The following is an 11687-nucleotide window of genomic DNA, read 5'->3' as shown; positions in this document are numbered from 1 at the left end:
GGCGTTCAGTATGACGGACGCTAACAAGGTGCTTTGGCTCGAGGGACTGTTCCTCCGGACGCAGCATTTCCAGCAGCAGGATCGTTATAACGAAGCCTTGATGCGAGGTTCGCTGCAGGCGGGTCGGCTTCAGACCTTTGGTTTCAGGTCGCTCACGCTCGATGCCACGCAACTTGAAGCTGGACGGGTCGCCGTATCGTCAGCGCGTGGCATTTTCCCGGACGGCACCCCATTCGCGATACCAGAAACAATGGACGCCCCCACACCTTTGGCAATCACGAATGACATGGGCGCGGGGGCGGTGCAACTCGCTCTGCCACTGGAGCCCCCGGGCGAAGCCAGCTTCGATCCCGCTCACCGCGAACCGACCGGAGCGCGTTATAGAGGGCGGATCGAGTGGATACGCGACGCAGTCCATGGCGGCGCCGATCCTGAAGAGATTGAAATTGGTCGACCGCAAGCCCTGCTCTTGTCGCCGGCTCAGGCGACTGGCGGCTACACGGCAATGCCAGTGACGAGCGTTAATGGACTGCTTGCTGATGGTAGTGTCGCGGTTGCTGAATACTTTCTGCCTCCGGCGCTGACGACCGGTGCTGTGCCCTTCTACGGCAAGCTCATGCAGGAGGTAATCACTGGGCTTGACCGCATTGCCGACGCACATGGCAAGATGGTGCTCGGCGCCGCCGGCCGCAGCGTGGAAAACCTGCTGGTGCTCGATCTCGCCAATACGGCCCGACCGCGACTGGCCCATATGCTTCCACAGGAGGTCTTTCATCCGGCCGAGCTGTTTCTTGAGCTCAGCGGACTGGCTGGCCGGATGGCGACATACGGATCAGGCTCCAGGCGGCTGACCGAGCTTCCCACCTACGAGCATATGGCACCCGGGCCGGCCTTTGCTGCGCTGGCAGACACCTTGCGATCGCTTATCCTGAGCTTGCGCTATGTCGAGCCGAAGTCGCGGGCGCTACCCGTTGTGAAGCATTCGACCAATGTTTGGAAGGTGCGCATCGACAACCCCGAACTGCTGACGACGAGCCGCATCGTTGTGCGCGTCGGGTGCGACGTCTCAGAGGAAGCGCTCCGCAAGATCTTTGTCGACCAGGTGACCGTCGGTGCTGCGGACGAATTCGAGGCACTGTGGAAATCCCGACTGCCGGGCATACGCCTCAAGCCTCTTCACTCGCAGCCGCGCGAAATCCCCTATGACGGAGACCGTCTCTGTCTGGAGCTGGATCAACGCAGCGAGCATTGGGAATCGCTGCTGCGCTCGCCGGGATTCGTAATTGGCGTTTCCGGTATTTTGCCCAGCGAGCCACAAGTCGACTGCTATTCGGTAAGCAGGTAGCGCCATGGCAAGTGAGGACCCATTCGGCCTTTCGGAAGATCAAGGCCGTACGCGTATCCGCCCGCCGCCGGCCGCCAAGCGGATCGTTCCCACCGGCCCGTTAGTGAGGCGGGCGCGATGCCATCCCAACACGCTGATCAATGCGTTCGCTACGCTTTTGGAATTTGCGCCGGAACTCGAGAATGCGCTGCCGCCCGGCAATCCGGAAGCGCTGAGAACAAGGCTCATGGAGGAGCTGGTAACTGCACGAGATGCGGCCGTTGCCTCCGGGGCAATCCTTACAAGGGCAGACGCGGCCGCCTGGGCTGTCGCTTCGCTTCTCGATGATCTGGCGCTCAACACACCATGGGGCGGCTCCAGTGCGTGGCCTCGCCAGCCGCTCGTCGTCATGCTTCGAGGCGACGTGGATGCGGGTGCACAGTTCTTCGCCCGGTTGGAAGAACTTGAGCGCCATCCCGGCCGCGATCGTGAATTGCTGGAGCTGCACTATTTCTGCCTGGCGCTCGGCTTCCGGGGCAAATACCGCGTGCCGGGGCGTGCAGGTGATCGCTCCCTCAGCGCTGTGCGAGCTGCAGCTGCCCGCTTCCTGCGGGACCCCGATGGCGAGAGTGCGCCGCTCTCGCCCAGGTGGGAGGGCGTCATGGCAGCCGACGAACCTTCCCGCTTTGCCATTCCGATCTGGGTGCTCGCAGTCGTGGCGGTGGTGCTTGCGACCGCGATTTACGTGCCGCTGTCCATGCGGCTGGGGGCCAAGGCGGAAGAATTAGCAACGCTCGTTCGGGCACTGCCGCCGCCGGAGCGGGCCGAAATCTATCGCCCGAACAAGCGCACGCCGGCGCCGGATGCGCCATCGGTCCAAGCGGTCGTTTTCGAGCTTTTGCCCGAATTTCGCGCCGCCGCGCCTCCTGCCCTTCTGTCAGCCCTGAAGGGCAATGAAACCGCCTCTTCTGTGAAACTCCTGCTTCAATCGAGCAATCCGGAGCTCTTTCAGTCTGCACGGGCCGAACTGACGAAAAGCTTCGAACCGCTCGTCGTCTCTATTGCGGCTGTTCTCAGGGATAATGCTGAATTGATCGGAAGTGTCACGATCGTCGGTCACACCGATAATGTTCCACTCCAGGCCACCAATCCGCTTTCAAACAATCAACGCCTCTCCGAGGCGCGCGCTGCTACGATTGCTGCTTTGCTGGCGGCCAACGGCGTGCCAACTGAACACGTGCGATCGGAAGGACGTGCGGCAACGCAGCCCCTGGCCAGGAACGATAGTCGAGAAGGTCGAGCCGCCAATCGCAGGATCGAGCTCTTGATCGCAAAGAGGCTCTGAGATGAAGATCTTCAGGTTTGTCTGGGCTGTCCTCACCTCGCGCTGGCTCTGGACCTTCATTGGCCTGATGCTCTTATCCCTGCTCATCTGGGTATTCGGTCCGATCATCAGTGTCGGAGAGAGCACGCCATTCGCTTCGGAGATGGTGCGGCTGTTTGTGATTGGCGTCCTCCTCCTTCTGTTTGTCATCTGGTGGATTGCGGCGCAGCGCCGGGCGATCCGCGCCAATCGCATTTTCGTATCCGAAATCGCCCCTCAACCGGAGGCGCCACCATCCCCGGCAGAAGAGGGCGTTGCGTCGGTGGGCGCGAAATTTCGCGAGGTGATGAGCGAACTGAAACGTCATAAAGTCGGAGGTCGAAAGTTCCTTCGGGATATGCCGTGGTACGTGATCATAGGCCCGCCGGGAACCGGCAAGACCACGGCACTGCGCCAGTCAGGACTGAGCTTCCCCGTTGATCTTACTGACGATCTGCATGGGGTCGGTGGAACCCGCAACTGCGACTGGTTCTTCTCGGAAGAGGCGGTACTGATCGATACCGCCGGGCGCTACGTTCAACAGGAAAGCCAACCTGAGGTCGATGCAGCGGAATGGCTGGCATTCCTCGATCTTCTGAAGAAACACCGGGGCCGTCGCGCTTTGAACGGTGTTATCGTGGCGCTCTCTATCGAGACGCTCCTGGAGGGCGACGCGGTCATTCGCGCACATGGTCGGCAGATCCGCAAACGGCTGACCGAACTTCAGGAACACCTCAAGATCCGCTTGCCGGTCTACCTGATGCTGACGAAGGCGGATCTCATCAAGGGGTTCGAGACGTTCTTTGAAGGGCTCTCGACAGCCGATCGCGAGCAGGTGTGGGGAGCGACGTTTCCCCCCGGTGCACGCATTGACGGCAGCGAGGTCTCACAGGAACTCACGGCGTTGACCGCCGTGCTGGAAAAACGCCTCATTCCCCGCCTCGAAAACGAAGAGAACCTTGTCGCCCGGGCAGAGATATTCCGTTTCCCCGCTCAGGTTGAGACCGTTTCGGAACCGGTTCGCGTCTTGGTCGAGACCATCTTTGGCGAAAGTCGCTATGCCGAAAGCGCCTGGTTGCGCGGTATCTATCTTACCTCCGCAACCCAAGAAGGCACGGCGATCGATCGACTGACGGCCGCCCTGTCGTCGTCTTTCGGCCTGCCGGCACAGCCAGCCTCCCCCATGCCGCGGGCCGAGAAGCGCAGCTTTTTCCTCAGGGACTTGCTCTCGAAGGTGATCTTCAAGGAAGCGGGCCTCGGGACTTTCGATCCCGCCGCAGAGGAACGGCGTATCTGGATATGGCGCGGCGCCGTTGTGGCCGCAGCGGGATTGGTCCTAATGGCCGGTCTGGTCTTCACCATCTCCTATCGCAAGAATTACGCAACTCTTGCTGCACAAGCAGAACAGCTCGAGGCCTTGCAGCTTCCGCTCACTCCGGTTGCCGCACGCCAGGCGCCACTGGAACCCCTCGATCTGGATATGGCGCTCGAGGCCGTCACCGAGGTTTCGAATGCCCGTAGCGAACCGCCGGCTGGTATAGCGGCCTTGATCGGCCCTTCCGCCGCCACCGAGATCAGGCAGGCTCAGGCTGATGCCTATGACCGCGCACTACGCAACATATTGGAACCGCGTATGGTCGCGCTGCTTGAGGCAACGATGTGGCGCCAGATCCGCGACCCGGAATTCCAGCTCGGCGCGCTGAAGACGTATCGCATGATGACCGGGCTGTCGCCGATGGACTTCGAATTCGCCGAGCAATGGTGGACGGAGCGGCTGCCTGAATTCGCGCCCGTGCCGCCATTCCGCACCGAGATGGCCGCCGATCATCAACTCGCCGCGATCGCCAATATGGCTGCGGATCAAAGTCTGATCTCTGCCGATGAAGCGCTGGTAGGCGAAGCATTGCGCAGCATCTGCTCGATTCCACTGCCTGTGCGCGCCTATAACGCACTGCTCTCCGATCCGGAGGTCAGGGCGCTGAAGGAATGGATCCCCGCGGATCATGTCGGCCCGAACGGCCCGAAGGTTCTCGCTCGCCGCTCGCAGAAGACCTTTAGAGTAGGGATCAGCGGGGCCTTCACCTATGACGGCTTCCATAACGTGATCCTCGCCAGGCTGGAGGACGTGGCCGCGCAGGCTGCGCTCGATCGTTCCGTCTTTGCCGGCGGCTGCTCGGAAAGCGCCAGCCCGTCAGTCGCGTCGCTTGCTCAGGACATCCTCAAGCTCTACTACGACGACTACATTTCGCAGTGGGATAGCTTCCTGCGCGATGTCAGGCTCGCCCCGCTTGGGGACCTGCAGACTGCCAGCGAGAATCTCAAGGATCTCTCCAGTGCGGATTCCTCAATGAAGCGGCTGCTGGACGCAATCGTGCACGAGACGGAACTTACCCGTTCCGAATCCGATGGCGGCGGCAAAGCGGCCCCGGCCGGAGCATCCAAGCTGCTGTCGAAGCTCGGCAAGATCGGCAAGCTCGCGAAAAAAGGCGTTAAGCTGATGCCCACCCCCGGCTCGAAGTCCGAAGTGGATCTCTCGGGCGCATTGGTCGCAGAGCATTTCAAGCCCATCAAGGGCGCAATCGCCGAGGTCGACGGCCAACCTCCGGCACTCAATGACGCAGTCACGGCGCTGACCGCGCTCTCGAACATGCTGCAGACCGTACAGGCAAGTCCCGATGCCCAGGACGCAATCAAGCGACAAGGCGGCTTGGCCGAACTCACGGGGGCCGTGGCAAGGCAGGCCGCGACCCTGCCCGACCCGCTCGACGATTGGCTGGCAGGCATCGCCGGGGACACCAGCGGTCTTACAACGGGAGCCGTCACCTCAGAACTGAACGCCATCTGGCGCGCGGACGTGTTGCCCTTCTGTCAGGCTGCGCTCACGAATCGATACCCGTTCGTCCCTGAGAGCGCAATCGACGTCAACGTCGTTGACTTTGCCCGTATCTTCAGTCCCGGAGGACTGATCGACAGCTTCATAAACAATCACCTGGTCAGCTATATCGACGTAACCCGGCACCCCTGGAAGTGGCGCTCGGATATCCGGCTTGATTCATCCGCTCTGGCAGCTCTGGAGCAGAGCCGGCTGATCCGCGACAGTCTTTTCCCCGGCGGCGCCGGACCGATCTTGACCTTTACACTCGAGGCCAAGGACCTTTCGCCGACCGTCGGCCGCGTCACGCTGAACGTCGATGGACAAAGCCTCTCCTACTACAACAACCCAACCCGACCGCAGCCGATGACCTGGCCAGGCAAGGACGGAACCGGCGTGATTACCCTCGCCTTCCAGCCGATCGACGGCTCGCCGGAGGTAATGGTCAGCGAGACAGGAAGCTGGGCATTGCTGCGGATGCTGCGTGCCGGGCGGTTGACGAGGACCGAGCTTCCGGAACTCTACCGGCTGCGGCTTGCCGCCCAAGGCTACTACGCAGATTTTGAGCTACGGGCGGCGAGCGTAGCCAATCCCTACGACCTGAAAATGTTCGCGAGGTTTACGTGTCCGACGCGGCTTTGATCCTGCCGGGATTCTTCGGAAAGTTGCCGGCGACGGGGGATTTTGTCACGCGCGGCCTGCCCGCCTCCTTCGTTGGCGCATGGGATCGCTGGATCAGCCGACATCTCGTTCACCGATTTTCGCAAGGTTCGATGCAGGAAAAGCCCATTTTGCGGTTTTTGCTGGGGCACGAGGCCTTCGGGCCTATGACGGGCGTGGTGATCGCAAGCGCCGACCGCGCAGGCCGGCAGTTTCCGCTGACGATTGCTGCCGCGCCGCTGATTGCGACCATCGATATCGCGACTGCCGCTGCGGAGTGGTTCGACACGTTGGAGGCGGCTGGGACGTCAGCGCGCGAGGGTCAACTCGACGGCGAGTGCCTGGCCGCCCGCCTAATCTCCCTTCCCTTTCCCGCAGTCGCGGGCACCGGCGACCTGGTCCGGCGCATGGTATTCTGGGTTCGACGATCCGAACCGATTGAGGTTAACCCCGACGTGCCCGAATTGACGCTCCGCCAACTCCTTTGCGCAAGTCTGGGGTCCGGCTGATGCAAATTTGGAACCAGACCGGCTTCCCGACCGAATTCACGATGGGCATGGACAAAGCCGGGCACGAGTACGTCATCGTGGTGGTCAAGGGAACATTCGACTTTCCCGAGACGCCGGGCGGTCCTGTGCGCAAATCATCCGAGCAGGTGCCGCTGGTGATGGCCGATACTCATACCGGTAAACCGGGTTTTTCAGCCACGCTCTGGGAGACGGACTTCGCCTTCCGCAAGCCACGCTGCGACGTGATCGCCAATGGGTGCGCCTATGCACCGGGCGGACGTCCCGCCGAGCGTGTCCGGGTCGGCATCAAGCTTGGTGAATGGTCGAAGGCCTTTGACGTGGTGGGGGATCGCGAATGGCGCGCCCGCGGGCCGCTCTTTTCCGCGACGGCGCCGCTGCCGTTCCTGCGCCAGCCATTTTCTTACGATACAGCTTGGGGAGGCAGGGACCGCCTCGATCCAGATGACAATCTTCCCGCCAGCTATCATCTCAACCCCGTTGGCACGGGATGGGCGCGACCGAAGAACCAGCATCTTATTCCCGGTCTCAAGTTGCCCAATACTCAAGCCATTGGCGAGGAGATCCGCTCGCCTTTCGGCGACTACCGGCCAATGAGCTTCGGCCCGATGGGGCGAGGCTGGCCGGGCAGGATTGAATTCGGCGGCACCTACGACCAGAACTGGGCCGACAACATCTTCCCCTTCCTGCCATCGGATTTCGACGAGCGCTATTTCCAGATGGCGCCCCCCGATCAGCAGATCAGCTTTCCAAAGGGGGGCGAAGAGGTGGTACTGGTGAACCTGACCCCCGCGGGCCGCGAGAGCTTTCGTCTTCCCAGCACCAGCTTGCCAATGTCGCTGTTCAAGGGAACCGAAAAAGCCATTGAGAGGGCGATACTGCCCGACACTGTCTTGTTCGACCTGGAGCACCGCCGTCTTTCGCTGGTGTGGCGGGTCTCGCAGCGGATCCACCGAACAATCCTGGACTTCAGCGAATGCTGGGTTGGGCCGCCGACCGAATCCATGCTGCGGGCGCGGGCTTCGGGTCGACGCTACATCCGCGCCGATGTGGCAGAAGGATTAGAGGAAGAAGAGGTTTGAGCGTATCGATCGACATCGTTTCCATAGGCATGGTAACAGCCGTCGGCTTGGACGCGCCTTCCGCCTGCGCGGCCATGCGGGCGCGGCTGGACGGCTTTCAGGAGACGCGCTTTCTCGGATCTGGTGGCGATTGGCTGATCGGTGCTCCGGTGCCCCTGCCGCGCAACTGGATCGGCGAAAAGCGTATTGCCCATCTGGCGGCCGGCGCTATCTGCGAGGCTTTCCAAACCGTACCTGAAGCGCGCGGCCAAACCGCCCTCATTCTCTGCCTTGCCGAGGAGGGTCGACCCGGCCGCCCTGCCCCCGATGGTCCGCGCCTTTTAAGTCGGGTTGGGGAGATCGCTGAAAGTCCGCCGCATGGCCGCTCGAGAATTGTTGCCCATGGGCGTCCCTCCGGACATGTCGCACTCGAGCGGGCGCGGCGGATCCTGGCAGCGGGTGAGGCACCTTATGTGATGATCGCCGGAGTCGACAGCTATCTGACAGCAGCGGCCATGACTCACTACCTCGCAGACAATCGCCTGCTGACGCCGGAAAATCCGAATGGCTTTATTCCCGGCGAGGCCGCCGCCGCGGTCCTCTGCGCCCCGCCAGGCAACGGCCGCATTCGCCTCCTCGGTCTCGGGCTCGCCCGTGAGCCTGCCTACATCTACAATCATGCCGACCTCCCTTTTCGCGGCGATGGCATGACCAGCGCCTACCGCGCCGCGCTCGCCGAGGCAGGCATAGAAATGAACCGCATCGGCTACCGAATATCCGACGTCATCGGCGAAAGTTACTTTTTCAAGCAATCTGCACTTGCGTCACTGCGACTGGTCAGAGGCCATCATGGCTTTCAGGATTTCTGGAGCCCCACCGAAAGCGTCGGCAATGTCGGGGCCGCCGTGGTCCCGATGATGGCGGGGATGGCGATGACAGCCGCGTGCAAGGGATACAATGCGGGCGAGCCAGTTCTGATCGAAGCCTCGGGCGACGATGGCGGCTGCGGTGCGGCCGTGTTCGCCTCCGGCAAGATACGGGAATGGCGAAAATGACCGTGTTCGCGAACGGACTGGAGGTATCCTGCAAGGCGCAGGCGAACAAGGTGATCGCGGCATTTCCCTATGTAGCTTTCACGCCGCCGCAGACGCCGGCCACACCGCCCGGCGTGCCCGTGCCCTACCCAACGTTCGGAATGGATTCGGACACTGATAAGGGTACAAGCACGGTCAAGATCGGGGGAGAAACCGTCAATCAAAAGAACAAATCGTACTATTCGAAGTGCACCGGAGACGAGGCGGGCTGTGCGCCGAAAAAGAACATCATAACCTCGAAGATCACCGGTAAGGAATACGCGCACGCCTGGTCGAACGACGTGAAGATGGACGGTGAGCCCGTCAACCGGTTCTCGGACATCGCCTCGAACGACCACACTTCCCCGCAGGGTGGCGGACCGCCGATGATCCGCGCCGGCCGGCCGGGAAAGAAGCCGAACGCCGGCATAGAATGCATGGTGGGCAGCTACGACGACATCGCCGACAAGTGCAACAAGGCCGGGGGCGAGGCCCACCACATTGTGCCCGACAAGGCCTACCGGACGGGCACGCGCGACCAGGCCGACGATCCGAAGAAGCGAGTCGCCGGAGCGCCCACCCTCGGAGGAGGCGTATGCATCTGCCTGTCACCAAAGAATCACGACAAAATCCATGAGGTCGAGCGCGAGGGCATGGACGCGATCGGAAAGGCGGGTGCGGTCGATGCCAAAGGCAAGCCGCTGAAGGGCGAGGCTCTAAAGAAGAAGAAAAAGGAGCTGAAGAAATCCGGCGAGTGGGGCACGGGCACTTCGGAAGAAGTTCATGAGGTGGCTAAGTCCACGCTCGACGAGCTCGATCTCTCGCCGGAATGCATCCGGAAGGCAAAGCGGGCCGTAACCAAGCAATCCAAGATGCTCGATGACGACCAGACGCTGCGGACGTCAAACGCGTTGCCCAGCCGGGGCGCCAAAGGCCGCATGATGAACCGGTAGGAAGGAACGAGGCCGATGATCAGGTTATGGGCGGGGCACGCAGTGTCGCGACAGCAGTTCGCGATCTCGATTGGCGAACTCAGGGACGAAGACCCTCAGAGCATCGTCCTCATGTACAACGAAGGTCACGAGATCTTATGGGGTTACGCGGAGCTTCCGCGCACGATCAAGTCGATCACCTCAATCGTTGACCCCGGCGACGGCAAGCCGGTCTTCGTTCCGATGAGCAACGAGGGAGACGTATACTTCCTGATCGGCGACATCCCTGTCGAAAAGATAGAGGGCGCCGGCGTGCTAAGCGACGACGCTGAAGGCTATGGAGCAATGTCGCGGATCGCAAGGGACAATGGCAGGCTTTATGCCTGCGGGTACGGTTCGCAGCTGTATGAGCGCCGCCAGAAGGACGACTGGGTGCGCTTGTGCGATTTTGACATGCGGGGGGTCGAGGACTGCGCCTTCTTCGGAATGGCGATCCGGCCTGGCACCGGTCCGGTGGCCCTTTGCGGCCAGAAGCGGGTTCAATACAACGACCCTACGCCCGAGCAACAGGCGCAGATCGACCGCGCACGCGCAAGTGGCGATGCGGAGGGCGCAGATGATCTCCAGCATAGGTTTAGGACAATCCGCGTGCCGCCTTCGACTGCCCTGTACCTGCGCAACGGTGGGTGGACCGAAGCCCCGACGGACGCTCGCGGCGGTCTGAACGACTGTATCGTCATGCCCGGCGGTGACATCGTTGCCGTGGGTGACCACGGTGTCATCGTGCGCACAAGCGGACTGAACGCAACAGAGGACCTATCCTCCATCGGCCTGACTGACGATTTCTACACCATCAGCCCTTGGCAGAGCGAAATCGCGATCCTGGGTGCGGCGGGAGTTCATATCTTCGATACGGCGTTGGCCTACAGGCGGTCGATAGAGCTGCCAGCCGATCTTCGCACGCCGAACCGCATGGACGTGGTCGGACGGGATATCATTCTCTTTGACTATAGCGGCGTCGCTGTCTTTAAGGAGGATCGTTGGAAGCGTGTGCCGATCCCTGACGACATGTGGGGCCTGGCCGGCGACTAGCGCTGTCCTCAGCGGGCCAACGCCCCGTTCACCCTGAGATATTCCCTGACTTTCTCCAGGTCCAATTGCCTGACCGGGATAGGCCGTGCTGCCTTGAGCATTCGGATCACGAACAACTCGCCAGCCTCCGGATATTCGGCGTAGCGCTCCTTCGCAATTTCCAGCCCCGCCTCGCCCGCCACACGTAGACCGTCGAGATGCGCTTCCAATCGCTCAATCAACCGTTCGAGCCGCTCCTCGTCCATCTCCGGGTTCTCATCCGGATGCAGCAGATGCCGGTCGTAAACCGTCCACAGGAATGCGGCCATTTCGGCATGCTGACGGACAATTTCGCGAAGAACAGGCGCGGCCGGCATCAGTTGAGGTTCACCGATCCGCCACGTATGCGGTTCGCGGCGCTGGCGTGGCTGGTCACATAGGTGCCGCGGATGGTGATATGACCATCCTTTTCCATAATGATCGTCGCCTTGCCGCAGCGAAGCTCAATGCGTTCCTCGCCGGTGATCCGCACGCGCTCGCCGTCACGAACGACATTCGGCATCGAAGGCTTGCGCGCCGGTTCAACAATTCGGCCAACGATGAGCGGCCGCGTCGGATCTCCGCCTTCAAAGAGCAACGCGACCTCGGCACCGATCATCACAGACGTCAGGTCGGCCAGACTGCGCGCAGGCATCGCGGTCTCCCGGGGATTGCCTGGAAAGACCACCAGCGGCGCGCCTGCCTCGAACCCCAGCAAAACACCGATCACCACTCCTTCAATACGTTCCCGAGTGTCGGACATCC

Annotated in this window: 10 protein-coding genes; 8 read left to right on the top strand and 2 right to left on the bottom strand. The window is 61.8% G+C overall.

What is annotated here, in order from left to right; genetic code table 11:
- Nucleotides 1–10: 10 nt before the first annotated feature.
- Genes tssK through CO676_RS20740 form a run of 8 tightly spaced genes read left to right on the top strand, consistent with a single transcriptional unit; the run spans nt 11 to nt 10904 of the window.
- Nucleotides 11–1345 carry a type VI secretion system baseplate subunit TssK gene (gene tssK, locus CO676_RS20775; protein ID WP_014763587.1) on the top strand — a complete coding sequence of 445 codons (1335 nt, stop codon included), beginning with the start codon at nt 11–13 and terminating at the stop codon, nt 1343–1345.
- A 4-nt stretch (nt 1346–1349) separates the two neighbouring features.
- On the top strand, nt 1350–2669 hold the full coding sequence (gene icmH / locus CO676_RS20770; RefSeq protein ID WP_097522453.1) for a type IVB secretion system protein IcmH/DotU: 1320 nt from the start codon (nt 1350–1352) through the stop codon (nt 2667–2669).
- Nucleotide 2670: 1 nt separating this feature from the next.
- Nucleotides 2671–6201 carry a type VI secretion system membrane subunit TssM gene (tssM, locus tag CO676_RS20765; protein ID WP_097522452.1) on the top strand — a complete coding sequence of 1177 codons (3531 nt, stop codon included), beginning with the start codon at nt 2671–2673 and terminating at the stop codon, nt 6199–6201.
- Nucleotides 6183–6728, top strand: a complete 546-nt coding sequence (gene tagF / locus CO676_RS20760) for a type VI secretion system-associated protein TagF (RefSeq protein ID WP_014763584.1) — start codon at nt 6183–6185, stop codon at nt 6726–6728. The genes tssM and tagF overlap by 19 nt, the downstream gene beginning before the upstream one ends.
- Nucleotides 6728–7828: a DUF2169 domain-containing protein gene (locus CO676_RS20755; RefSeq protein WP_097522451.1), complete on the top strand. Its 1101-nt coding sequence runs from the start codon at nt 6728–6730 to the stop codon at nt 7826–7828. Before tagF ends, CO676_RS20755 begins: the two co-directional genes overlap by 1 nt.
- Nucleotides 7825–8862, top strand: a complete 1038-nt coding sequence (locus CO676_RS20750) for a 3-oxoacyl-ACP synthase (RefSeq protein WP_097522450.1) — start codon at nt 7825–7827, stop codon at nt 8860–8862. Before CO676_RS20755 ends, CO676_RS20750 begins: the two co-directional genes overlap by 4 nt.
- Nucleotides 8859–9833: a PAAR-like domain-containing protein gene (locus CO676_RS20745; RefSeq protein ID WP_014763581.1), complete on the top strand. Its 975-nt coding sequence runs from the start codon at nt 8859–8861 to the stop codon at nt 9831–9833. Before CO676_RS20750 ends, CO676_RS20745 begins: the two co-directional genes overlap by 4 nt.
- A gap of 15 nt (nt 9834–9848) precedes the next feature.
- Nucleotides 9849–10904: a hypothetical protein gene (locus CO676_RS20740; protein WP_097522449.1), complete on the top strand. Its 1056-nt coding sequence runs from the start codon at nt 9849–9851 to the stop codon at nt 10902–10904.
- A gap of 8 nt (nt 10905–10912) precedes the next feature.
- Here CO676_RS20740 and CO676_RS20735 read toward each other — a convergent pair whose 3' ends face one another.
- On the bottom strand, nt 10913–11260 hold the full coding sequence (locus tag CO676_RS20735; RefSeq protein WP_097522448.1) for a hypothetical protein: 348 nt from the start codon (nt 11258–11260) through the stop codon (nt 10913–10915).
- Nucleotides 11260–11685: a DUF6484 domain-containing protein gene (locus CO676_RS20730; RefSeq protein WP_014763578.1), complete on the bottom strand. Its 426-nt coding sequence runs from the start codon at nt 11683–11685 to the stop codon at nt 11260–11262. The genes CO676_RS20735 and CO676_RS20730 overlap by 1 nt, the downstream gene beginning before the upstream one ends.
- Nucleotides 11686–11687: the final 2 nt, after the last annotated feature.

Origin of the sequence: Sinorhizobium sp. BJ1 (assembly GCF_002531555.1) — a bacterium.
GTDB lineage: Bacteria > Pseudomonadota > Alphaproteobacteria > Rhizobiales > Rhizobiaceae > Sinorhizobium > Sinorhizobium fredii_B.
This window is presented reverse-complemented; position numbering and strand designations above follow the sequence as displayed.

Coding starts and splice junctions, on each gene's coding strand:
- CO676_RS20745 (WP_014763581.1), top strand. CDS start 8,859: ATGACCGTGTTCGCGAACGGACTGGAGGTATCCTGCAAGGCGCAGGCG.
- CO676_RS20730 (WP_014763578.1), bottom strand. CDS start 11,685: ATGTCCGACACTCGGGAACGTATTGAAGGAGTGGTGATCGGTGTTTTG.
- tssM (WP_097522452.1), top strand. CDS start 2,671: ATGAAGATCTTCAGGTTTGTCTGGGCTGTCCTCACCTCGCGCTGGCTC.
- CO676_RS20755 (WP_097522451.1), top strand. CDS start 6,728: ATGCAAATTTGGAACCAGACCGGCTTCCCGACCGAATTCACGATGGGC.
- CO676_RS20740 (WP_097522449.1), top strand. CDS start 9,849: ATGATCAGGTTATGGGCGGGGCACGCAGTGTCGCGACAGCAGTTCGCG.
- icmH (WP_097522453.1), top strand. CDS start 1,350: ATGGCAAGTGAGGACCCATTCGGCCTTTCGGAAGATCAAGGCCGTACG.
- CO676_RS20735 (WP_097522448.1), bottom strand. CDS start 11,260: ATGCCGGCCGCGCCTGTTCTTCGCGAAATTGTCCGTCAGCATGCCGAA.
- tssK (WP_014763587.1), top strand. CDS start 11: ATGACGGACGCTAACAAGGTGCTTTGGCTCGAGGGACTGTTCCTCCGG.